Genomic DNA, 24,153 nt, shown 5'->3' on the forward strand with positions numbered 1-24,153 from the left:
TTTAGTTTAAGAACCAAGTCAGAGACTTCTCGGAGCGTTATACAAAGTTTGGCTGGTCTAGCTTTTTGGCAATGCGATAGGCCGCATTCACCAGACCTACGTGGCTGTAGGCCTGCGGGAAATTGCCCCACTGCGAGCCGGTGCGGGCGTCCACATCTTCCGAAAGCAAGCCCAGATGGTTGGTGTACGTCAGCAGTGACTCGAACTCGCGAATGGCATCCTCTACGCGACCCACGCAGGCCAACGCTTCCACGTACCAGAAAGAGCAGATGAGGAAGGTGGTTTCGGGCGTGCCGAAGTCGTCGGCGTGGCGGTAGCGGTAGAACAGGCCCTCGGGCGTTTTCAACTCCTTTTCTAGCTCTACAAGATGGGTTTTTGCCACTTCCGACGCTGGGTCGAGGTAGCCCATCATGATGAGCTGCATGGTGCTGGCGTCGAGGTGGGGCGAGCCGATGGCGTTGGTGTACACGCCGCGCTTGGCATCAAAGCACTCTTCAATTTTCTTCGCAGCCTCATCCACTAAGCGCGTGGCTAGGGCTTCCATTTCCGGGTTCTTCAATCGGCGGGCTACGTGGCGAGCCGCGTGGGCGCCAGCCCAGTGGAAGAGGTACGTGTAGCTATGATACTGCGCCAGCGTTCTGAATTCCCACAAACCAGCGTCGGGCATGTTCATGGTCTTCTCAATCATGCGCAGTGCATCGTAAATCAGCTTCTGCGAATCAGTCCGCTCACCATCGATAAAGCGACGGTCGACATAAAGCGGTAGCAAAGCCACCAGCACCTGCCCATACACATCGTTCTGAATGTGGGTATAAGCGTCGTTGCCGATACGCACGGGCTTATTACCGAGGTAGCCTTCCAGATCCAGCTCACGCTCAATCAGTTCCGTGCCGCCGCTAATGCTGTACAGCGGCTGATATTTTTCCTTAACCTTCGTAGAGATGTTGGCGATGTAGTGGAAATACTGCTCCATCTCCTCAAAGTGGCCAATGTTGTTGAAGGCCGTGAGGATGTAGTAGGTATCGCGCATCCAGCAGAAGCGGTAGTCCCAGTTGCGGGTGCTGCCGGGAGCTTCGGGCAAGCTGGTGGTGCTGGCCGCAATAATGGCCCCCGTGTCCTCGTACTGGTGAATTTTGAGCGCCAAGGCCGACCGAATAACGGCTTCCTGATAGAAGCTGCTGATACTGGTACTTTTTACCCATTTCTGCCAATACTGCACCGTGCTGCGCAAGAAACGCTCAGCGGTGCTTTCCAAGGGTGCTTCCAAAGGCGCTCCATAGGTGAGCACCAAGTATTTAGGCTCGTTGAGCACGAACAGTTCCTCGTCCAGAATATAGGTTAGGGGAATGTTGGTGGTTAAGCGGATTTCCTCTTCCAGCCCCAGAAAGGCAATGTGGTTGGAGCTGCGCCGACGGCTCAGCGGCAGTTCGCCATAGTTGCCCACCGGCGAGCAAACCACCTTCACGCGGGGCGTACCCGACAGTGGCTCTATCTTCCGGATCAGCATCAGGGGCTTGTAATAGCGGTCGTACTGCGGGAAGCGGGGGGCAAAATCCGTGACCCGATAGCGCCCGTCCTCGTTCTCGATTTCGGTGCAGAGCACGTTGGTGTTCTCTTGATAAAACTGGCGCGAGGTAAACTCCTCCGTGGCCGGCTTGATGCTAAACTCGCCGCCCTTGCGCGTATCGAGCAGGCTACCAAACACGAAGCTGCTATCGAAGCGCGGCCAGCAAAGCCAGGAAATAGAAGTGTCTTGTTTTACCAAGGCCAGAAAGGCACAGTTGCCAATCACGCCCATATCGTAGGTGTGCTTTGTCGTCATGAGAGGGAGAACAGATGATGAAAGCAGCGCAGTATGCTTAGTGGAATGCCGCTCAGCAGTAGTGTACCTCATTGATGCCGCTCAGGTTGCCACCAACCGAGTGTGAGTGATTTTGCGTAGTGCTAGGTAGGCGGTTCTGACAAGGGCGCTAATACGCCTTCTTTAAATCATTAAGAGCATCCTAACGAACTGATACACGAAGCGTTAGCATCTATGCATCAACTTGAAGATCAATCTCCATCAGTGACAGATAGCGCCTCAGCGAAGGGGACCTCCAATCATCTGCCATTGTATGTTTCGGCGGCCGTGATAGTGCTGCTCGTGGGCTGTTATTTTTTGTGGCCGGCCTTCCAAAGCGCCGTGCGTGAAGCCTTTGATATTCTGACCAGCGGAGATCGGCCGCGCATTGCCAAGTGGGTGCAGCAATTTGGTGCGTGGGGGCCGGTTTGGCTGATACTGGCGTTTATTATCCAGATGTTTTTAGTGGTAATTAATGTGGTGCTCTTGATTCTGGTAGCTATTCTGGCGTATGGGCGGTGGTGGGGTTCGTTGTGGGCCTTTGTGGGGATAGTGGTAGCGTCGTCGGTGGGTTACGGGCTGGGTCACCTGCTGGGAGAAGGGTTTGTGGGGCGCTTATTGGGTGAGAAAAGCCAGAAAAAAGTAGTTGATCAAGTGCAGCGCTACGGCGTGTGGGCCGTGGTTATTGCCCGCATCTCTCCTATCATATCCAACGACGCGGTCAGTTTCGTGGCGGGCTTGGCACGCATGGGCTACCTCAAGTTCCTGATTGCCACCGCGGGGGCATCTTGCCGCTCATCGCGCTGCTGGCGTATCTGGGTGAGAACAGCGACCGGCTCAAAAGCGGCTTACTGTGGGTGTCAGGGATAAGCTTGGTGCTGTTTGGAGCGTATGTGTGGTGGGATAAGCGTCGGCAAAAGGCATAAATAACCGTGCGGGGGGCAAAATAGCACAGTCATTGTAGGAGATTTTTTACTGCCGGGCTCCCCCTTGGGGATGCCAGCAGGCAGAGGCAAAAAACGGTTTTTTGCTTTCGGCCAAAGTCCTACCGTTCTACCTTTGTCCTATTGTGGACTGCTTGAGTAGTTCGCGCTTCTGGCTTCTGGCTACTCACTCTCTGACCTGAACCGCCCCGTGCGCCTTCTTCCAGACCTCAGCCGCACTGTCGGCACCTCGCTTTTACTGTTGGTTTTGCTGGCAATTAGCCCCGCAGCTTTTGCTCAGACTCCGCTGCTGCGAGAAGTAGTGCTGCACGTCGATACGGCCCGCTACCACCTGAGTCGCCAAGTTGTAACGGTCGAAAATGAGCCGCACCTGTACTTCTATTACCGCCAGGACGACGAGACGGCGGAGCTGCTGGTTTACCCCAGCCAATTTGCCCCCCAGCGGCCCCTACGCCTCCAGCGCTCCGCCGATTTTCAGCTCCTGGACTCGCTCACGGCCGTTGACAACGCGTTCTATCGGGCCAAAATACGCTTTCGCGACCTGACGGCTACCCGCTTCCTGCGCCTCACCTTTACACAAGACCCAAATCAGGCGGGGGGCAATTTGCAGACCCAAACGGTGAATTTGTTGCCCGTTACGCGCACCACGCTGGCCTTCCGGCCCAATGATACAGAGCTGTATGTGGGCGAGGAAAAGGTGTTTGACTTGACCAGCAACAACCCCAAAAACGTGCGCGTGAGCACCGACTGGACGCGTGGGCAGGACATTGACTACCGCCTCAGCCAGCAGAATGGCACGTTGCGCCTGCACGTGCTGCCCAACGTGCCCGGCAACCGCACGCTGATGGTGCGCCCCCAAACGGAACGGCCGTTTCTGATCGAAAATAACCGCCGCCTTAGCTACAGTCTGGCTCCATTACGCCAGGAATTTACGGTGAAGTCCAGCCGTCTGCGGTTTCTGAGCGTCGATAAAAAGGAAATTACCCTCAATGAAGCGTCGCGGCGGCAGGGCGTGGAAATTATTCTCGATAACGGCCGCAGCTTCGATCTAAAGCGCACTTATCGCATTGAGGATCAGGAGGAACAGGGCGGCCCGCTGATTGCTGAGTTGGTGACTCGCAGCTACCTTTCCAACGACCGGGTGCTATGCTGGCTGCGCGTGTACAACACCCACCGTCAAACCGACAGCTACCTCTATATCAAGGAAAACGACCAGCCTAAGTACCTCACCAACTTCAACGTGTCGCCCAAAACCAGCATTACTGGCGTGCAGGTGCGGCACCGCGGCGGCGATTGGACGGCCAACCAAACCGTAAACCCCGGCGAAACGGTGGACGTGCGCCTGGAAGGCGAATCGTTGCAGAAAGCCCGCTTCCACTTTGAGGATGTGCTGGTGGTACCCTCCGACTCATCGGTGCGCTCCGAGCAGGCGGTGGTATACCGCGTACAGGTGCCGTTGAACATCGACAAAAAGCGGCTGACCATTTTTAACGCGGGCCAGCCTACGGGCCACGTGCTCAACGTGCGGGAGTTTCAGCGCCCCCACCCGCTCGATTTTGTGAGCGTGACGTTCGGCGAAGCGCCCCGCCCCATCACCCGCCTCAACGGCCCCGTACTCTACGACAAGTCCATTCGCGACGTGGTGTTCAGCTTCAACGCCGATGCCATCGACACTGATGCTCAACTGTACGGCAAGCAATACCTGAGCTTCGAGATTCGGACCCTGAACAGTAAGGGCGAGCTAATTGAGATGCGCACCCTCGACAACATCGTTATCTGTCCGGGCGAAAACTCCATCCGGGGGGCTTTTTACCAGGACAAACAGTGTCAGGTAGGCAATTTGAGTCTGAATGCGCACCTGAGTACCCGCAAAACCTACGACCTCGACGATTGGGCTCGCATTCAGATTACGGTTAAGCACGCCACGGATAAGTATTCCGAACCTGGCTTTCAGCAGAAGCTTGATCTCGTACTCCAGCGCCGCGTGAAGTTTGATATCGACGTGAGCTTCCCAGCCGGTTTGCTGACCAAGCAAGTCAACAGCGACGTGCAGGGCGTGGGCACGTTCAACGGTATCAGCCTGGCTACGCTAGCGCAGTTCAGCTTCTATAACCCAAATAAAATCAACAAGTTGCGCCCGTACAAAGTCGGGGCGGGCTTCGTGGCGCTGAATGCCTTCAACCTGAACCCCGACGCCAACAGCGCCCGCAACCTGGGCATCGTGATTTTGGGCTCCGTGTATCCGACGCGCAGCGATGCTAAGCTAACTTTCCCGCTTTATCTGGGGGGCGGCTATTTGCTTAATGGCGGCAAGCTGTTCTTTCTGCTCGGGCCGGGCATTGGTATCCGGTTGTAAAGCTTAGCCCACAAAAAAGCCCCCAGAGTCACCTCTGGGGGGCTTTTTTGGCTCTCAATTGTAACCGCAGGGATTATAGGCAATCCTCTGGCCCGAACGTTTTAGATTCATAGCCAGGAGCTGGCGAGTTAAACCAGCCGTACGTGAACCCATCGGTTATGCTAGTGAAGCTTGGATAAGGCTCATTGATTGACATGTATTCTAAGGGCCACTTCCAGTCATCAGAAATCAGGATGCCGTTTGGATATTCCTTTCCTCCAACGGTATAGGTATCTCTGTTTGAAACCTCCCACACGTACAAATCATAAGAGGGTGTGCCTGTGGCGGGGCCGGAGGTATACACCGAAATGTAGGGCTCGTAGGGCTCGCTCGGATTGTAGGAGAAGTCGCCATTGATGTTGAGCGTTACTTGGGCTGTTGCGTAAGGAACGCATGGCTCACCCGACACCGTATTAGCGAATCTTTCTGGTCCTGATCCAAGCAGTGCGGTTTTTGTGCTCTCGAAAACGGTGACGTAGTAGTACGTGGCATCACTCGTGTAACTGGCCGCCCCTGAGATGCTGGTTATTCCCAGCTTCGGAATCCGGAAACGGAACTTATGATCGTAAGCAGCTCCTCTAGCAGTTACCAGGAAGTTGATTATCAGTTGGCTAGGAGTCTTAACGATATCTGACTGCACTACTAAGTCATTGTAGTCTCTGTCGTTTTGGAAAGGACCAACGTTGTTAATATCCTCCCAGGCATAGGTGAAGTCAATAGCTTGGCTGCATCTGCTCTTGCAGAACTCGAAATAAACCGCCCAGTTATTGCCGGGAAACTGGTTGGCATTCTCTAAAGACACACCTTTGCTTGTGTTGTCGCATACACCACCCCAAGCAGTTTCGCCATTGGAAAGCGCCGCATGTGATGCGATGAAAAAGCAGTTGATGTCTGGAACCTGCGCGGCAGGAATTCTTACGGTATACGATGTTATGCCAGGATTAAATGTTTGTTTATAAGTAAACTTTCCGGGTGCAGGTCCGCCATTGCTCAGCTTCTTTGCATCCTTCAACTCCTGCAGACTAGTAAAGACATCAAGGTGAATCTCCTTCAGAGTGATACCCGTTTTCGTCACATTATACGTCACCAGCACGTCGCCACCGTCCAGCGCCACGTCTACCGTTCCCACTTGGTTATGCTGGCCTGCTACCAAGCAAACGGACTGACAGGCTGGAGGGACAACAATATCCTGCGTGCTCGATTGCGTGCTTGTGCGAGGCGAAGCAATATTTTCCTTATCCGAACAACTTTGAATCGTCAACATCAGAGCTATGGCTGAAAATAGCCAAGAAAGCCTGTGCTGTAAAGGTTGAATTTTCATGGTTACAAGGGTTTAGAAGGTGGGAGTGTAGGACGTATTATTAGGAACTAATTTATAAAAATTTAAACAAATTTTTATTATGTGGCTAATTTTACTTGTATTATTTATACCAAAGAGAATTACTTCAATCAGCTAAATTGATGTAGCCAAAACATTAGCAATGTTTTGCACTCTACCCACATTACTTGCGATAAAAGTGTGCTTAGACAGTGCACTTGCGCAGGCGCCTAACTGCTTAGCCCAAAGTCATTAATAGCAATAGCGCCAGCCACTAGGCTTTTAGCCTGGCAGCTGGCGCTATTGATGCATTATTACTTCTTACTTTATTCGTAGCTCAATACTTACTATAGTACCTCGGCCGGGGCGGGAGTCGATGGAGAGCGTACCGGCTAGCAGATCGACACGGTTGCGGATACTGGTGAGGCCAATACCGGAATACTCAGCCTTAGCCTGGGCTGGGTCGAAGCCCTGGCCGTCGTCTTCAACGGAGATGATTACGTGGCCATCTTCCTGCACTACATGCACAAAGGCTTCGCGGGCTTTGGCGTGCTTGATAATATTATTAAGTAACTCCTGCACAATACGATACACCGATACTTCGAGCTGCTGCGGAAGCCCATCGAAATCTCCCTGCATGTAGAGGTGCACGTGCAGTCCCGCGTGCGGAATGCGCTTTACCAGTTCTTCCAGTGCCGATTTCAAGCCAAAATCCTGGAGAATACCGGGCGTCAGCTCAAACGAGATGGTGCGGGTGGCTTTGATGGCCTCTTCCAGTAGGGCCAGCGCCGAATCGCGGGAAGAATTGCCCCCCGCACGGTTTTCCAGATTTAGCTTGGTGGCGTAAAGCAATTGCCCGACGCCGTTGTGCAAGGCTTCGGCAATGCGCTTGCGCTCCTCTTCCTGGGTAGTAAGGATGGCCGAGTGCACCTCCTGTTGCTGCCGCAGCTTCAGTTGGGTGGCTTCTTCGGCCAACCGGACGCGCTCCGTCACGTCGCGGATCAGTACGAGGCCCCCTTCCACTGCACCCTCATCATTCAGCAAGGGCACAAAGAAGGACTCGAAGTGGCCGGCGCGTTCGTAGAGCTTCAGATTGTAGTTTGTGACGCGATGCCCCGCCAAGACCTTGCATACGGCTTCTCCCTCGGGGCCGTCGCGGTGTTGCGGAAACAGGTCAAATACATCCTTACCCAGCACTTCTGCTTTCGGCTTACGGGTATTGAGTCCCATCACCTTGTTCCAGGCCGTGATGCGGTGCTGGGCATCGAAAGCCATAACACCATCGACGCTATTATTGAGCAGACTTTCGGAGAACTCCTTTTCCCGGCGTAGCTGCTCCCGCGCTTTCCGCTGAGCCGTAATATCGCGCACCACGGAATGCAATACCGCCTGGCCATCCAGTGAGAAGGCGGTCAAGGAGATTTCTACCCACATTTCCTCCTCATCCGGCCCTATCAACAACCACTCAAACCGATTCCAGCCTTTCTGCAGTGCCTCTGCGGTGTGGGCGTTGGCGGCTTCTACCGACGGCATTCCAGTAGGCTGCGTAGGGGGGCAAAAATTGAAACGTGCTTGCCCAGCAGTTCACTCTTGCTGCGAAGATTAAATAATTGAAGAGCAGTGCTGTTACAATCGATAACGTGGCTATCCTGAATGAGCAGCGTGGCATCGCGGCTTTGCTCAAACAGCAACCGAAAACGAGCCTCACTGGCTTCGAGGGCCCGCGTAGCCGCTTTTGAATCAGTGATATCGATGACAGCCAGGCGGCAGCACTTCGCGCCTTCCTCTGAGAGCATCGCTAGGCCCTCCAGCCTGACAAACATGCGAGTACCATCCTCCCGCATCATCTCCAGCTCGCAGGTCTGGCGCGTGTCGGAGAGCAGGGTTTGGGTTAGAAAATCGCTGAATCTGGGACGGCAGTCCAGGGTTACAAACAGGGCAAGACGACGGTTTGTGAGACGCTGGCGTACGGTGCCCAGCATTTGGGCCGCCCGCAGATTCAGCAGCTTAATAAGCCCCGCCTCATCGACCGTAAAGTAGCCTATTGGCGCAAAGTCGTACAAATCGACGTACTGGGCGTGCGCAGTTTCGGCCTCTGCCTGCGACAACAGCAGCTGCTCGTACTGCATTTCCAGCTCTATCTGGTACACTTGCAGCTCCTGCACTAGTCGTTGGGTATCCTGCGGCGCCGATGCATCCACGTTCTGGGTAACTAGGTGGCGACGCTTTTCAGCATGGTCGCGTAGCTGCTGTAAAGCCTCATGTGCGGAAAGCTGCTGGTCGTAGTCCATGGCGCTCGGAGTAGATGAATGAAAAGAGCGTAAGCAATCTACTGCAAATCAGAATCTGACCTTAAAAAAAGCCCCCCAGCGCAAGATCAGCGCCCCTGCGCCAAGGTAATAATGCATACGCAACGCAGGCGAGTAGAGCGGCCTACTGGGGGGGCTTTTTTGATGCCTACCTCTCATGCGCACTGCTTGCAAACCAGCTGCCTAGGTCGGGGCTTGCGCAGGTGCATCACTTACGCCCAGCAGTACAGACGTCATTTGCGAGCCGTGGCTGAGCAGGCGGCGGCCATATACCAGCACCTGGCGCGGGCCCAACTCAGGCAGCTTTACCTGCAACGGCACGTTGTCGAACTCTTCGCTTTTATCGCTCAGCAGGTTGGTGAGCAGGCGGCGCAGAGGGGGCAGGTTCCAGGCGCCATTGTTCAGTTCCGTCAGCGACTGGCCTTTCGCTTCCGCCACGCTCAAGCGGTAGTGCTCGGCAAAGGCTCCGCTGATCATGACCACCTGCAGGTCTTGGTTGAGCACGATCATAGGCTCGCGCACAGTTTCGACGATACTTTCAGCAAAGCTGGTGCTGGCTTGCAGACTACCTTCTAGGTCCTTGAGCTGAGTGATATCATTGAAGGTGATAACGGCCCCGTTGATGTAGTTATCGAGGGTGCGGTAGGGCAGAATGCGCATGGCGTACCACTCGCCGGTGGTCGTCTGAATGTTGGTTTCTATTGTTACCAGCCGGTCAATTACGTGCTGCACGTCGCCGGCCAAATTATCGTAGCGCAGGTTGTTGGCAAAGTCCGTTATGGACCGCCCCACATCCGAAGCCACCAGCTTGAATATGCGCCCGATGGATGGGGTGAACCGTTTGATGAGCAAATCATTATTGAGAAAGATGGTAGCAATTTCGGTGGCATCGAGCAGGTTTTTCATGTCGTTGGCCGCCTGACTCAGCTCCTCCGTTTTGCTCGCGTACTGTAGGTTCAGCGTGAGCAGCTCCTCGTTCATGCTCTGCATTTCCTCCTTATTGGTCATGGCCTCCTCGTTGGTGCTTTGCAGCTCCTCGTTGGCGCTTTGCAGCTCTTCGTTGGTACTTTTCAGTTCCTCCAGGCTGCTTTCCATCTCCTCAATGGTCATTTGCAGGCGCTGCTTGGTGTAGTGCAGCTCCTTTTCCATGGCTGCCACCGCCGCGTCGCGACTCAGGTCAGCACTCAGCAAATTGACTTTACCTGGGCGCACCTTGCGGGGTGGGGCTTGCTCCTCAAACGCTACCAGCATCAGGCCCTGCAAGTGTTCTGGGTCGGTCATGTATTTCACGCTGAGGCGCACCAGCTGAAAGCCGGTATCCGTGGCCAGCTTCATGCCGTCCACTACCACATCGGCGTGGGTGGTGCTGGCCTGATGAATGGCGCCGCTCAGCTCGAAGCGCATGTCGTCGCGCACCATCTCAAAGATGTTCAGGTTGCTGAGGCCAGGGGCCGGCTCCAGGTAGCGGCCCGTGCGCCCATTCACAAACAGGATTTCGCCCTTCGGATTGACAACCACGGCCGGCGGGGCAAAGTAGCGTAGCAATGCTTTCTGCACCAGGATAGCGAAGGGGCCATCTTTGCGGGTGCCTCCGAGGCCAGAACTGGTGGCTGCTACGGTAGGAATAGATGGCAGCCGCGACAAGCCCGAGGGGAAATTAAGCAGACGGGGCAGGGACGCCGCGCCCTCCATGCGCCGCGAAATCTTCCACTTGACATCCAGGGGGGCAAATAAATCCTGGAAGCCCGTCAGGTTCTCGCTCGGTCCCAGAAACAGCAGCCCGTTAGGGTTGAGGGCGTAGTGAAACACGGGCAGCAGATTGCGCTGCAGCTCCGCCGACAGATAGATGAGCAGGTTGCGGCACACCAGCACATCGAGGCGAGTGAAGGGAGCATCCTTGTTGAGGTTGTGGGGGGCAAAAACCACCAAGTCGCGCAGCTCTTTCCGAATCTGGTAGCCGCCCTCCACCTTGGTAAAGTAGCGCCGCAGCCGCTCCGGGGTCACATCGGCGGCTATGTTTTCGGGGTAAAAGCCGGCGCGGGCAAAGTCGATGCCTTCCGCGTTGATGTCAGTGGCAAAAATCTGAACCTTCAGATAGCGCTCTGGCGCTAGTGCGTCGAGGCATTCGAGCAAGGTAATGGCGACCGAATACGCTTCTTCGCCGGTGGAGCAGCCGGGGGTCCAGACCCGCACCAGGCTGCCGTCAGGCTTCTGGCGAAGCATTGGCAGCAAGTGCTTTTTAAACGAGTCGAACGCTTCGTTGTCCCGGAAAAACTTGGTTACCCCGATGAGCAGCTCCTTAAACAGGGCTTCTACCTCCGGCACGTTTTCCTGCAGGTAGCGCACGTAGTGGGTGAAGTCCTTGATCTGGTGAGAATTCATGCGCCGCTCAATGCGGCGCATCACCGTGTTGCGCTTATAAAAGGAAAAATCGTGGCCCGTATGGGAACGGATGAGCAGGAAGATTTTCTGGAGAGCGTGGGCCGGCTTCGACGCCGACTCGGCCGTTTCGCGGTGCGGGCGGCTTGTGGGGGCTTATTAATGTATTCCAGCAGCTTGCCGGGCAGCTGATCCACAGGCAGCACGTAGTCTACAAACTCGGTGGCAATGGCTGAGCGGGGCATGGAGTCGTACTCGGCCGTATCGGGCGCTTGCACCATTACCATCCCAAAGTTCTCCATCACCATCTTCAGCCCAATGGTACCATCGGTGCCCATGCCAGAGCAGATAATGCACACGGCCCGCTCGCGAGCATCTTTGGCCAGACTTTGAAAAAAGAAGTCGATAGGCATGCGCTTGCCCCGCGGCTGCGTGGGCGCAAACAGCAGCAGCGTGCCGTGTAGCAGGCTCATGTCTTTGTTGGGCGGAATCACATACACCTCATTGGGGCGTATTCTCATGCCGTCTTCGGCCTCGCGTACGGGCATGCGCGTGAATTGTTGCAACACGCCCGCCAGCGTGGCATCCTGCTCCGGGGCAAGGTGGGTCACAATCACGAAGGCCATCCCGCTATCCACGGGCATAGTCTCAAAAAAATCTTCGAAGGCATGCAGGGAGCCTGCCGAGCCGCCCAGGCCCACAATCGTAAACTTGTCCTGTACGTTATCCTGATGGTTGGCCAGCCGCAGTTGGGGGGACGTCACGCTGGCCGGAATCTGGCTGGGGTCGTGAAAGTTGACAGTGATGCCGGGCTCGTCAGTATGATCGTCGGGGGAGGAAGCATAAGCAAGAAAACTGGGCTCCAAGGAAACGAAGCGTGTTTGGGATGCGTCCCAAACGGTGGGAATATGTAAAGTTACTCCTTTCCCAAGTCTGAAAAAGCGTGTCGAGCTTTCGGTAAAACCCGGCTCCTCATCCTACTTGGGGTAGCGGTTTGTGATTTGCCGCGCAAATTCTGCGTATACAGGAGCGCGATTTTATTCCGCTTATCGGCGCTTCTTCCGAGCTCAACCATAGCCCCCAAACGGCCTTCCTCGTAGTTTAAGGAAACTACTCAGCGCGCACGTCCCACCTTCTTTGTTCGCATCTGTGAAAAACCCCTCCCATCTTATCGTGGTTGGTGCTTCAGCAGGCGGAATGCCTGCTTTGTGTCGACTGGCTGAGCAACTGCCGACTGCACTGTCGGCGGCCGTGCTTATCGTACAGCATTTTGCTCCCGATTCCTCGGGCTGGCACTTGGTAGAGCGCCTGGCGCGCCATACCTCGCTTACATGCCTGCTGCCCAGCGACGGCGACCGAATTGAGGCTGGCTGCGTGTACCTAGCGCCCCCCGACCGTCACTTGCTGGTGAAGGATGGTCATATGCTGGTGACTAAAGGTCCCCGCGAAAACCACTACCGCCCGGCGGCTGACGCCCTTTTTCGCTCCGCCGCGGCTCACTACGGAACCGCCGTTATCGGGGTGGTGCTTACGGGTATGCTCCACGATGGCACTGCGGGCCTGGAGCTGATTAAGCGCGCTGGTGGCCTCGCCGTGGTGCAGGACCCTCAGGAGGCAGAGTATCCGAGTATGCCTGAAAGTGCGCTCAGCAACGTGCCCATCGATTATGTATTGCCCATCTCGCAGATGGGTGAACTACTGGCCAGACTGGTACGGATACCTTCCTCTGGCAATAGCAACGTACCTGAAGACATTAAACTGGAGGCCGCTATTGCGGAAAGAGTCGTGGGAACTACCAACGAAGTTGAACGCTTGGGCCAAGTCAGTTCCATGACCTGCCCCGACTGTGGCGGGGCGCTTTTTGAGCTCAAGCACGGCAAGCTGCTACGCTACCGCTGCCACACAGGCCATGCCTTCACTGCCAATGCGCTCCTTAAAAGTACGCAGCACAGCCTTGAAGAAACCTTGTGGGTGGCCCTGCGCATGATGGAGGAACGCAAAAATCTGCTGACCAGTATAGCGAGCCGCGGCGAGGGTCATTATTCGGTGCAGCAGGAGGAGCGCATTGAGGAAATAAAGAACCACATCAACCGTCTGCGCGAGTTTTTGCTCAATGGCGTAAGCGGCAGCACCGTGGTAACGACTCCGGAAGAGTAGCAGCAATAACGGCAGGCACTTCCCAACAACCCCGTTTCAAAAAAAGCCCCCCGGACTAGTCCGGGGGGCTTTTTTGCAGGTCCCGCACTCCGTATTATCCCGGAATAAGCGTGAAATACGCTGGTCAAATTACGTGTTCGTGCCAGTCGTTTTCCGTAGTAAACAGGTGAATTTTTGGGCCTAATCAGCGTTAAAGTAAGTGAGTGGGTTGCCCGGAATGGGAAGACTGCGGCCGAGAGTAACTCTATCTGACTCTGCCGGGCAATGCCACTACGTGGCCTTCGCGCTACCTCTGCTCTCTGCCGCTATCCAACAGTAGGCAGTATAATCAGCCCCACCCTACGTTCCGCCGAGTCGCCGCTGGCGACTTGGTCTGTAGCTCATCTGTTCAACTTTATAAGGCCCTATTTGCTCCGAGCTATACGTAATGAATTCTTCGCTTTGGTTTGTCTTGCGGCAAACATCAAAAGATGCTGTTTTTCAACACCTGGCGTTGTGCTCGCCTACCAGCCAACTCATGCACTGGGTGTTGCCAGGACGGGCTCAGCAATTGCTCGACGGGCTCCCCTACTACTTGTTGTGTGAGTCGCCCACGTCGGTGCCCCTCCCCCATGTGGAGGTAGACAGGGGCGAATGCAGGATAGCTGAAGCAAAGCAAGAAAACCTCCCCGCGGCCCTACAGCAGTGTATTGAGGCGGGGCATTTGCTTCTCCACCTACGCGGCCGCAACCTGACAGGCGCTTTTACCCTGGCCCGACGCAGTCCCGATAGTCACATCTGGCGATTTAGTGTGGGGCATTCTGTAGCACAGATTGACCCGTGTATTAGTAAGGGCCAGCAGTTGGGGAGGATACTGTACACACTTACTTAGCGAGCAGGTAGAAATACGGGTTTTGAAAATAGGTGATTTTACGCAAATAAAGGGCTGCACTTCTGTTTAGATTTGTCTAGTGCCATCCTGCTGCATCGCCCTCTGAACCTAATATTTACGTATTCTCTCCCTTTATTCCAATCCCCATGCAAGCGCACTCCTCTCGGCACATGACTTGGATTCCCCGCGCGGTAAAGCTGAGGGTTGATCCGAGTAACTCGGCTCAGTTTGGCAACACCTTAGTACGCGTTGCTACCATGCGCGAGCCTCGTCTGTTTGTCAATTGTGAGCACTTGGATTGCCTGCGAACGCACGGCGTGGGGCACCTTGCTTCCCAGCTGCTTCTACTGCACCATGGCGGAGCCAGAGTGCGGCTCTACAACGTTAGCCCCACCCTATTCCGCACCCTACACCTGCTCCGCCTGGATACCGTTTTTGAAGTACTTCAGGCTTCCGGCAAGCACAGCGACGAAGCCAGTCACCGGACAGCTACTGCTTAGCGACCGTAAGGGTTTTGACCGCTACGCTGTCCGCAAGCCTAGCTCGTTTAGTGGCCAAGGCGCAAATCGGGGTAATCCGTGATGATACCATCTACTTTTAGCTGAAGCATTTTCTTCACGTCGGCCGCCATATTCACTGTCCAGGGAATGATCTTCATGCCCTGCTGGTGGCAGCGCTGCACCAATGCTTTACTCACCAGCCGGTAATGCGGACTATAGTGCGTGGGCCGGAAACTCAGGCGCCGTAGGTTCGCCGCCAGCCCCTGCGTGTTGTCCACTAGGAAAGCAGTAGGCAGTTCGGGTCGTAGCCGGTGCACTTCCTCTAGGGCCCGAGGGTCGAAGGACTGAATAATAACCCGGTCCTGAATGCCTTTAGCCTGCACCACGGCCAGTAGCAGCGCTACAAACGCGGCGGGCGCCGGGTGCAGGGTACCGTCGCCGGCCGGAGTCATTTTCGTTTCGATGTTATAGCGCGGGGCGGGGCGGCCTTTTCCCTGCGCATACGCCTCCGCCGAGTCGATTACCTCAGCGAGCAGCGGCTTGTAGGTGCGCAGCTTTTGCTGACGTGGAAACTTCGCGTTGCCCTGGCTGCCCACGTCGTAGCGCCGAATGTCAGCGTAGGGCATGGCGTACAGGCGGAAGCTTTTTTCCTGGGCTTTGGGAAGGGGCTGCCCCTCGGGCGTGCGCACGAAATCGGCGTTCAGGTAGGAGTCGTGGGAGAGCAGCACCTGCCGGTCCTGGCTGATGGCCACGTCCATTTCCAGGGTGGTCACGCCCAGGTCCAGGGCCTTGCGCATGGCCGGAATGGTGTTTTCGGGCATCAGACCCCGGCAGCCCCGATGGCCCTGCCAATCCAGCGAAAGCTGCTGCGCGGTTGCGCTGCGCACGATCAGCAAGGCGGCCAGCAAGGCAAGAGTGGTTCGTCGCATGGGGGTCAACATACGCAAATAAAAAAGCTCCCGCCTAGGGGTGCGCCACCGGGCGGGGGGCTTTTTTAGAATGAAAATGAGACCGGCAGTTTTCGGGGGCCGTACGTAGGCTAAACGGTTCGCCCGCGCACGGCTTAGCTTCAGATTTGCCCCCCATGCCTGCTTCTACTACGCTTACCCAGCCTACCCCCACTTCTCCCTTCGCCCCACTCAAAATTCCGTTTTTCCGGATGCTCTGGATTGCGTCGTTTGTGTCCAACATCGGCACGTGGATGCAGAACGTGGGCGCCGTGGGCCTGATGACTGAGTTGACGCCTTCGCCCGTGCTGGTAGCCTTACTCCAGACGGCCTCGGCCCTACCGGTTTTTCTACTCAGCTTACCCGCCGGCGCTCTGGCTGACTTGGTAGATAGGCGCCGGATGCTGCTTTTCACCCAAACCTGGATGGCTTCAGTAGGGCTGCTGCTGGCCTTGCTAACCTTCATGGGCCTCACCACCCCCTGGCTGCTGCTCCTGCTCACGTTTATGCTGGGCCTGGGCGGCGCGCTTAATAACCCGGTGTGGCAAACCGTAACACCTGAGCTGGTCCCCCGCGCCGAATTGCCTCAGGCCATTGCCCTGAACAGCGTGAGCTTTAACCTGGCGCGGGCTTTTGGGCCAGCCTTGGGGGGCATTGTTATTGGCTACTACTCGGCCGGGGGGGCTTTTTTGATCAACGGGCTGTCATTTCTGGCTACTATTTACATGGTGTGGCGCTGGAAGCGCGAGCATCAAGCTACCTCTACCCTGGCCACCGAGCGGGTGGTGGCCGCTATCCGGGGCGGCATTCGGTATGCCCGATTTGCCCCGCCAGTGCAGCGGATTCTGGTACGAGGCGTCAGCTTTACATTCGGAGCCAGCGCCCTGCTGGCGTTGATGCCGGCCGTGGTTTCCCAGCGGTTACAATTGCCCACTTCCTTTTACTCTACCCTGCTTTCGTGCATGGGGCTGGGAGCCGTTATTGGGGCGGTGGTACTCCCTCGCCTCAACCGCGGCCTCACCATCGACCACCGCGTAACGCTCTCTACTATTGCCTTTTCCATGGGCCTGCTGGGGCTGGCTTTTGCTGACAACCACTGGCTGCTTTATGGCTTGCTGGTGCTGGTGGGCCTGGCCTGGATGCTGGTGCTCAACTCCTTCAGCGTGGGCGTACAAACGGTGGTGCCACGCTGGGTGCAGGCTCGCACCATCAGCTTGTATCTGCTTACTATTCAGGGCGGTATGGCTCTAGGTAGCGTAGTTTGGGGAACGGTGGCTACCCGTTGGAGCTTACCGGTGGCGTTGTCGGGTGCGGCTATCTGGCTGGGACTGAGTACGCTATTGGTATTCCGCTACTCGCTTATTAATGCCCCCGAAAGCCTCGACTTTACGCCCGCCCGCCCACGGCCTACGCCCGTGCTGGCCGAGGAAGAGCCAGCGCCGGATGCCGGGCCTATCATCATCACTACTACCTACCGCATCGCCCCCGCCAACCGCGCCGCCTTTGCGGCACTCATGGAGGAGTTGAGCCGCATCCGCCGCCGCGAAGGCGCCATCCGTGTTGGGCTCTACGTCGATTTGGCTGACCCGATCCGTATGGTGGAGTATTTTATGGTAGAATCGTGGGAAGAGTACGAACAGCTCCACGACCGGGGCGTAAGTCGGGAAGAAGCCGATGTAAAAGTTCGCGCCCGAGAGCTTCACATTGGCCCTGAAATGCCCGTGGTGGCCCGGCTCCTAGCCCTCCATGCCGAGCCAATTCAACCGCCCCGCGTAATGGTTCCGGGCAGCACCCGCCATATTGCCAGCACTGCCGGCGAAACCTCGGCTTAGTAAGATGGTCTGCCTGTTCCACTAAATAAGCTTACCCTATCGCAAATGCAAGCAGAAGCAATGTGCTGGCTTTTAGACTAGCTATTTGTTCTCTTCTAATAGAAGGCTAGCGTTTGCCAACTCCGCATCTTCATATGGAGGTATAGCTTCCTTTTTACGAAGTACATATGTTTTTTTCCTTAATAGCGTCGGAGCCAGAAATAAAGCAGGCACTATTAATAATAAAATCATTAATAAGGCTAATGGATACGCAAAGAAATAGTGTGTTATTTGAATTGAATAAAAATCACTGAATGCTTCCTTCAAAGGTTTTAATAAAATTATCAGCAACACATGAAATGAATACACCTCTAATGAGTATCGACCCAAATAACACATAGGTTTAGATGAAAACCAACGCGGCGTTTTAGTAGATACAAACGCTATAATAAAAACAATTGACAAACAATTTATAAGTCTTACTGGACCTAATATATTTTTAGAAAATAAAAGGTCAAGCCCATCCAAATTAACATGCAAGTTCTTTATTAAGAAGAGCCCAGAGAACAAAATCAATGAAAATAGTAGTAGATATTTATTGTTCAGCCACCGATTGGTCTTTCCATAGTAGTAGCTGAAGCCTGAAAATAAGCCTAGAAAGAACAGAAATTGCCAAGAAAGTAGATTGAAGAAGCCAGTATTTATATCCCTAATCTGCGTTATGTCATTTAATATGTTAGATCCCATAAAAATTGGAAACATATACAATCCAATTGAACAAGCAAATAATTGCCAAACAATTCCTTTTTGAAAGTATTTAATTATCACTGGCACAAATAAAATAAAGACTGCGTACATTGGTAATATATCTAAATATATAGGCTGATATAACAATGTAGCACCTAAGAATATTGATAAGAATGGATTTTCAGCAAACAAGCTGTAATGATTAACCCAATATTCATTCAATCCGTAACCAAACAGTACAGCTATTAAAGCAAAGAGCAAAATAGCTATATGATTCCTGTAAATTAACCAAGCTCTCTTTTTTGCTGCTTCATTTGTATAACGCTCGCCTTTTTTGATCAGCTTATGAGTATATATAATGCCTGCTGTCAGCCCCGATAAGAATACGAAGCCTTCAGCAGCAGTCACCCAGCCAATGAACTCATATGTAAAGTGTCTGACGATGTCTTTTTCAGATAGAAAATGATCTACTGTGATCAAAATCAGCATTATACCTCTGAAGAAATCGAGGGAATGTATTCTTTTCATAATTATAATTAATTTCAATATTTTATAATTTTTCCGATAGATAAGAACTATAGATCAACTTTCATAGATATTATTTTTATTATATTATAACTAACTAATATTTAACTATTTACAGTTAGCGCCTCTTACAGTTTGACTTAAAGCTTACTCACTGATGCGTATGAGTTTATGTCAGCCTAAGCATAGCTGCGGATCAGAAAGCATGGGTGAGCGCCAACTAATAGGGTCTACACAGGGCTGCTTCTCAGATGTGAATTGGCGCTTTATCACATAAAAGCGGACACTAGGAACACTTACCTATCAGGCTTTAGCCTAACCTTCCGCTTTGTAAGTGGTTGGTACTCTGAATTAGCCCCCAAAATCGATTTCTATTCGCCAAAACCGCTACGCATACGTACCTCAACAGTAATGCCCGCCACCAGCTCGCTTTTTTTGAGTCGGCGCTTATTCTTATCTCTATTTTAGCCTATGTGGATGGTTCGCTTGGCGCTTTCGCGTCCGTACACCTTTATTGTCATGGCCCTGGTAATTCTAGCGGGGGGCATTTTGACCATCTTCACCATGGCGGTGGATATTTTTCCCGAGGTCAACATCCCGGTGGTAGGAGTGGTGTGGAGCTATTCGGGGATGAGCGCCGAGGAAATGAACCAGCGCGTGCTCAACGTCAACCAGCGCGTGTACACCACCACCGTCAACAACATCGAGCACTTGGAGTCGCGCGCCATTAAGGGCGTTGGCATTATTAAAGTGTTCTTCCAGCCCGGCACCGACCCCGATGCGGGCGTGGCCCAGCTCACGGCTATTACGGCCACGCTCATTCGGGGCTTACCCCAGGGTATTGGCCCACCACTCATTATTCGCTACTCGGCGGCCAACGTGCCCATTTCTCAGGCTAGTCTTTCCTCCCAAACCCTGGGCGAAGCCGACCTCTACGACGCCAGCCGCTCCTTTGTGCGACCGGGCTTGGCGGTCGTAAAAGGGGCGTCTTTGCTGGTGCCCAACGGTGGTCGGTCAAAGCAAATCATGGTTGATCTGAAGCCGGATGCTTTGGCGGGCAAAGGTCTCTCTGGCAACGATGTGGTCAATGCATTGACGACGCAAAACGTGATTCTGCCCGCCGGTACCGCTAAAATTGGCGACCGGGAGTATGACGTACGCCTCAACAGCAGCCCTGAGTTGATTGCCACCCTCAACGACTTGCCAGTAAAGGAGGTAAACGGCGTCACGATATATATCCGCGACGTGGCATTTGTGCACGAGGGCGCGGCTGTCCAAACCAATATTGTGCGCCAAGACGGGCTGCGCACGGCAGTTATTCCCATTCTTAAAAGCGGACTGGCCAGCACGCTCGATGTTATCGATGGGATTAAAGAAGAGCTACCCAATGTAGTGGCTACCTCGCCGAAAGGGCTGGATGTGAAGCTGTTGTTTGATCAATCCTTTTTTGTGCGCTCGTCCATTTCGGGGGTGGCCGTGGAAGGCTGCGTAGCGGCGGCCCTCACGGGCCTGATGATTCTGCTGTTTCTGGGCTCATGGCGGTCGACGCTCATCATTACCATCTCGATTCCGCTCTCGGTCTTGGTCACCATCATGTTGCTCCGCGCCTTTGGGCAGACGCTTAACATCATGACGTTGAGCGGCATTGCTCTCTCCATTGGCAACCTGGTAGACGACGCAACGGTGGAAATTGAGAATATTCACCGCAATATGGGCATGGGCAAAGGGGTGAAAAAATCCATTCTGGATAGCGCCTCGCAAGTAGCGCTACCAGCTTTGGTATCTACTCTTGGATTAGCCATCGTGTTTGTCCCGATTTTCTTCCTTTCAGGCGTATCGGCCGACATTTTCACGCCGCTAGCGCTGACGGTTATTTTCGTCCTGTTCGTGTCCTACTTCTTGTCGCGGACGCTGTTGCCTACGCTGGCCCGCGTGCTGCTGCGCAAGGAATTGCCCATTTACCACGAGCAGGGCCCCGAGGAAGTACCCAGCGACCTTACGCGTAACGGCAAAAAAGTAAGTGAGCACGAGAAGGAATTAGCTCAACTGCGCCGCCAGCAAGTGGATGAGGAACAAGCCGCTAATCTTGCTGGGGAGGATGAGGAAAAGCCCCTCACGGCCGAGGAAAAGGAAGGCGCCAAAGCCATGCAGAAAGGCTGGATTTGGCGGGTGCACATGGCCTTCGAAAAGCGGTTTGACAAGGTGCGTGAAGCTTACCAGAGTGCGCTTAACTGGGCGCTCGACCACCGCAAAACCGTGGTAATTGGCTTCACAGTTCTTTTTATTGGGTCTGGGTGCTTGTATCCGTTTATTGGGCAAGATTTCTTTCCCAAAGTAGATGCTGGCCAGATGCGCATGCATGTGCGCGCTCCTACTGGCACTCGGTTGGAGGAAACAGAGCGGCGGTTTCGGGAGGTGGAAGGTATCATCCGAGAGGTGATTCCGGCCGAAGAGCTGGAATTGGTGCTGTCTAATATTGGCTTGCCGAGCATTCCGGTGAACCTGCTGCTCAGTGACAACCCCGTTATCAGCTCCGCCGATGGCGAGATCCTGGCTTCGCTGAAAAAAGGCCACGAACCAACGCAGGATTATATCACCGAAATCAGGCGGCGGGTGCAGCGCGAGCACCCCGACCTAACCATCTTTTTTCAGCCCGCCGACATCGTTAATCAGACCTTGAACTTCGGCCTGCCCTCTCCCATTGATGTGCAGGTGACGGGCCGCGACATGGAAATTAACGAGAAAGTAGCCAAGCAGCTTCAGCAGAAAATAGCGGCTATTCCGGGCGTCGTGGATGCATTTATTTTCCAGATAAAAGCCCCCCAGATTCGCCTCGACGTCGATCGGGTGCGTGCTCAGCGAGCGGGCCTCAGCCAAGCCGACATTGCCGACAACGTGCTGGTAAACCTCAGTTCCAGCACCCAAACCGACCCCAATCAGTGGCTGAATCCGGAGAGTGGTGTGAACTACACGGTGGCCGTGCAAACGCCCCCCAGGGAGCTTACTACGCTGGATGATGTGCGCACCATCGGCATCACTAGTCTTACCCAAACTCAAGCCCAGCTTCTGAGCAGCTTTGCCCAAACCCGCCGCGACCAAACCGACGCGGTGGTAAGCGACTATGACATTCAGCGCGTAGTCGATATCTACGCCAGCGTGGAGGGCCGCGACCTGGGTGGCGTGGCCAAGGAAATCCGCAAAATCATTGAGGAAACGAGCAAAAACCTACCGAAAGGCACCACCATCGAGCTGCGCGGTCAGGTGGAAAGCATGAAAACTTCCTTCACTGGTCTGGGCATTGGTCTGGCGGGCGCTATTGTGCTGTTGTATTTGCTGATGGTGGTCAACTTTCAAAGCTGGCTCGATCCATTTATCATCATTACGGCCCTGCCAGGCGCTATTTCGGGTATGCTCTGGATGCTGTTTGTGACCCAAACTACCTTCAGCGTGCCTTCACTTATGGGCGCCATTATGTGTATCGGTATTGCCACGGCCAACAGTATTCTGGTGGTGTCATTTGCCAACGAACGGCGCGAGGCCCAACCTGACCTGAGTCCGCGCGACGCGGCTATTGATGCGGGTGTTACCCGTCTGCGCCCGGTGCTGATGACCGCTCTGGCTGCCATCATTGGTTTGCTGCCGTTGTCGTTGGCGCTGGGCGAAGGGGGCGAGCAAAATGCCCCCCTGGGCCGGGCCGTTATTGGCGGCCTGATCCTGGCCACCTTCACCACGCTGTTTTTCGTGCCAGTGGTGTTTAGCTACTTCAAAAAGAAGCAGTTAGTGGCCGAGGAAAAGGAAGCCGAACAAGACCGCGTAGCTGCCTAAGCATAGCTACTTCAACTCATTTTGCGATACCCGAAGCCCGCGCTTCACCCTACGTTACTCACCTTATGGCTACTAGCTCCGACGACTACAAAGACCCGCCCAAGGACGACCCGCGCCCCGAGGAGCCTGCCGCCGACTCTGACCAAGACACTCGCCCCGAAAATGCCAATCAACGGGCTGAGCTAGGAGACACGTTTGCGCATGAAAAAGCCCCCCAGCCCGCGCCCGACGCGGATTGGAGGAGGTCGTCGCCACCAAGCCCTGACGCGGAAGCGGACAAAAAAGAGGAAGCCAAGTCGAAGAACGATAAGCAAGAGGAAGCACAGGCTGCTGCCGACGAAGACCACGAAAAAAAGCCCCCCAGCAAGAAAAAGCGCCGTATTTGGCTGATTATGCTGGGTATCGGAGTTGTGTTTGCGGCCTTGTTGCTGATTGGCTTGCTACCCCGCTTGAGCAAAGACAAAAAGCGGAAAGAAGAAGCTGAAAAAGACGCCAACGCCCTCACGATCGTGACTGTGGAGCCCGCCGCCGCTGCTCCCGACACAACCCGAGTAGAACTGCCCGCCGACACGCGCTCTAACCGTGAGACTTTCGTGTTTGCCCGGGCCAATGGCTTCGTAAAAACGTGGTACACAGACATTGGCGCCCGCGTAAAGCGCGGCCAACTCTTGGCGTTGCTCTCCACGCCTGAGCTGGACCAACAAGTAGCGCAGGCCCGTGCCAGCCTCAACCTGGCGCGTACTAGCTTCGAGCGCTTGCGCAGCATCGAGCTGCCGGGGGCCATTTCGCAGCAAGAGCTAGATGAAGGCCGCGCTCAATACGAAGCCCAGCAAGCCGTGCTCAACGGGCTGCTGGCCCAACAAGGTTTTCGGCGGGTTACGGCGCCGTTTGGGGGCATCGTTACTCAACGCAATGTGGAAGTCGGGTCGTTGGTGTCGGCTAGCAACGCGGAGGGAACGCAGCTCTTTAAGATTGAGCAGACGGATACGCTGCGAGCCTTCGTCAACATTCCGCAGAATTTTGTACCCAGCATTGAGCCGGGCATGACAACCGATATTCTGATACCTGAGTACCCCAACCGCACTTTCGCGGGCCGCGTGGCTCGCGATGCAGGCGCGTTGAACGAGGAAACACGCACCCTGCTCACTCAGGTACAGGTGCCTAACACCGACAAGCTGCTACGGCCCGGCATGTTTGCCCAAGTACGGTTTCAATTGCCGCGCACCCAGCCCAGCGTGGTTATCTCCGCCAATGCGCTGGTCCCGAGTGGTATTGAGCCGCGCGTGGTAGTGGTGGCAAACAATAAGATTCGCTACCAAATCATCGTGCCCGGCCGGGACTTTGGCGACCAGATTGAAGTGATAAAAGGCTTGAAAGGCGGCGAGATGCTAGTCGTCAATCCCATTGAAAGCCTGCGCGACGGCCAGCAAGTGGAAGCGCGTAAGCCCAAGAAAGAGGACGAAAAACCGGGAAGTCAGTCGAAGCCCAAAGCGCCCGAGCGCCCCTACGACCCCGATAAGCCCCGCGTCGAAACGCCCGCCGATAAGAAATCAGAAAAGTAACCTCCCGCCTGGGATTCACCGTT

At 54.7% G+C, this 24,153-nt stretch carries 16 protein-coding genes; 8 read left to right on the top strand and 8 right to left on the bottom strand.

Annotation, left to right across the window (positions count from 1 at the left end; genetic code table 11):
• Window positions 1–37: 37 nt before the first annotated feature.
• Window positions 38–1,822, bottom strand: a complete 1,785-nt coding sequence (locus G7064_RS04305) for a glycoside hydrolase family 15 protein (RefSeq protein WP_166072597.1) — start codon at window positions 1,820–1,822, stop codon at window positions 38–40.
• Window positions 1,823–2,035: 213 nt separating this feature from the next.
• On the opposite strand from G7064_RS04305, the gene G7064_RS04310 reads away from it, so the two are divergent.
• Together G7064_RS04310 and G7064_RS04315 are read left to right on the top strand one after the other, a co-directional pair.
• Window positions 2,036–2,710, top strand: coding sequence for a TVP38/TMEM64 family protein (locus G7064_RS04310; protein WP_240935731.1), 675 nt, complete (start codon window positions 2,036–2,038; stop codon window positions 2,708–2,710).
• A gap of 264 nt (window positions 2,711–2,974) precedes the next feature.
• A complete protein-coding gene (locus G7064_RS04315) occupies window positions 2,975–5,140 on the top strand; it encodes a hypothetical protein (protein WP_166072598.1) in 2,166 nt (721 codons plus the stop codon).
• Window positions 5,141–5,213: 73 nt separating this feature from the next.
• On the opposite strand, the gene G7064_RS04320 is transcribed toward G7064_RS04315, so the two are convergent.
• From G7064_RS04320 to G7064_RS04340, 5 genes are all read right to left on the bottom strand, one after another.
• Window positions 5,214–6,500, bottom strand: coding sequence for an LruC domain-containing protein (locus G7064_RS04320; protein ID WP_166072599.1), 1,287 nt, complete (start codon window positions 6,498–6,500; stop codon window positions 5,214–5,216).
• 318 nt (window positions 6,501–6,818) lie between these two features.
• Window positions 6,819–8,030 carry an ATP-binding protein gene (locus tag G7064_RS04325; protein WP_166072600.1) on the bottom strand — a complete coding sequence of 404 codons (1,212 nt, stop codon included), beginning with the start codon at window positions 8,028–8,030 and terminating at the stop codon, window positions 6,819–6,821.
• Window positions 8,018–8,788: a PAS domain-containing protein gene (locus tag G7064_RS04330; protein WP_166072601.1), complete on the bottom strand. Its 771-nt coding sequence runs from the start codon at window positions 8,786–8,788 to the stop codon at window positions 8,018–8,020. The genes G7064_RS04325 and G7064_RS04330 overlap by 13 nt, the downstream gene beginning before the upstream one ends.
• A 201-nt stretch (window positions 8,789–8,989) precedes the next feature.
• Window positions 8,990–11,272 (bottom strand): CheR family methyltransferase, encoded by a 2,283-nt coding sequence (locus G7064_RS04335; RefSeq protein WP_317172855.1) that lies wholly within the window; start codon window positions 11,270–11,272, stop codon window positions 8,990–8,992.
• The gene (locus G7064_RS04340) at window positions 11,209–12,051 is read right to left on the bottom strand and encodes a chemotaxis protein CheB (RefSeq protein ID WP_166072603.1); all 843 of its coding nucleotides are present in this window, start codon (window positions 12,049–12,051) and stop codon (window positions 11,209–11,211) included. Before G7064_RS04340 ends, G7064_RS04335 begins: the two co-directional genes overlap by 64 nt.
• A gap of 283 nt (window positions 12,052–12,334) precedes the next feature.
• Between G7064_RS04340 and G7064_RS04345 the strand changes: the two genes are divergently transcribed.
• The 3 genes from G7064_RS04345 (at window position 12,335) to G7064_RS04355 (ending at window position 14,713) form a co-directional block, all read left to right on the top strand.
• The gene (locus tag G7064_RS04345) at window positions 12,335–13,342 is read left to right on the top strand and encodes a chemotaxis protein CheB (protein ID WP_166072604.1); all 1,008 of its coding nucleotides are present in this window, start codon (window positions 12,335–12,337) and stop codon (window positions 13,340–13,342) included.
• A gap of 427 nt (window positions 13,343–13,769) precedes the next feature.
• Complete coding sequence (locus G7064_RS04350) at window positions 13,770–14,213, top strand: hypothetical protein (RefSeq protein ID WP_166072605.1); 444 nt, start codon at window positions 13,770–13,772, stop codon at window positions 14,211–14,213.
• Window positions 14,214–14,383: 170 nt separating this feature from the next.
• Window positions 14,384–14,713 (top strand): hypothetical protein, encoded by a 330-nt coding sequence (locus tag G7064_RS04355; RefSeq protein ID WP_166072606.1) that lies wholly within the window; start codon window positions 14,384–14,386, stop codon window positions 14,711–14,713.
• 47 nt (window positions 14,714–14,760) lie between these two features.
• Here the strand turns inward: G7064_RS04355 and G7064_RS04360 are convergent, their stop codons facing one another.
• A complete protein-coding gene (locus G7064_RS04360; RefSeq protein ID WP_166072607.1) occupies window positions 14,761–15,642 on the bottom strand; it encodes a glycerophosphodiester phosphodiesterase family protein in 882 nt (293 codons plus the stop codon).
• A 155-nt stretch (window positions 15,643–15,797) separates the two neighbouring features.
• Between G7064_RS04360 and G7064_RS04365 the strand changes: the two genes are divergently transcribed.
• A complete protein-coding gene (locus G7064_RS04365; RefSeq protein ID WP_166072608.1) occupies window positions 15,798–17,492 on the top strand; it encodes an MFS transporter in 1,695 nt (564 codons plus the stop codon).
• Window positions 17,493–17,573: 81 nt separating this feature from the next.
• Here G7064_RS04365 and opgC read toward each other — a convergent pair whose 3' ends face one another.
• The gene (gene opgC, locus G7064_RS04370; protein WP_166072610.1) at window positions 17,574–18,746 is read right to left on the bottom strand and encodes an OpgC domain-containing protein; all 1,173 of its coding nucleotides are present in this window, start codon (window positions 18,744–18,746) and stop codon (window positions 17,574–17,576) included.
• A 516-nt stretch (window positions 18,747–19,262) separates the two neighbouring features.
• Between opgC and G7064_RS04375 the strand changes: the two genes are divergently transcribed.
• Window positions 19,263–22,568 carry an efflux RND transporter permease subunit gene (locus G7064_RS04375; protein WP_240935732.1) on the top strand — a complete coding sequence of 1,102 codons (3,306 nt, stop codon included), beginning with the start codon at window positions 19,263–19,265 and terminating at the stop codon, window positions 22,566–22,568.
• A 65-nt stretch (window positions 22,569–22,633) separates the two neighbouring features.
• Window positions 22,634–24,130 (top strand): efflux RND transporter periplasmic adaptor subunit, encoded by a 1,497-nt coding sequence (locus G7064_RS04380; protein ID WP_166072612.1) that lies wholly within the window; start codon window positions 22,634–22,636, stop codon window positions 24,128–24,130.
• Window positions 24,131–24,153: the final 23 nt, after the last annotated feature.

It is taken from the genome of Hymenobacter sp. HDW8 (genome assembly GCF_011305775.1).
GTDB classification, from domain to species: Bacteria; Bacteroidota; Bacteroidia; order Cytophagales; family Hymenobacteraceae; genus Hymenobacter; species Hymenobacter radiodurans.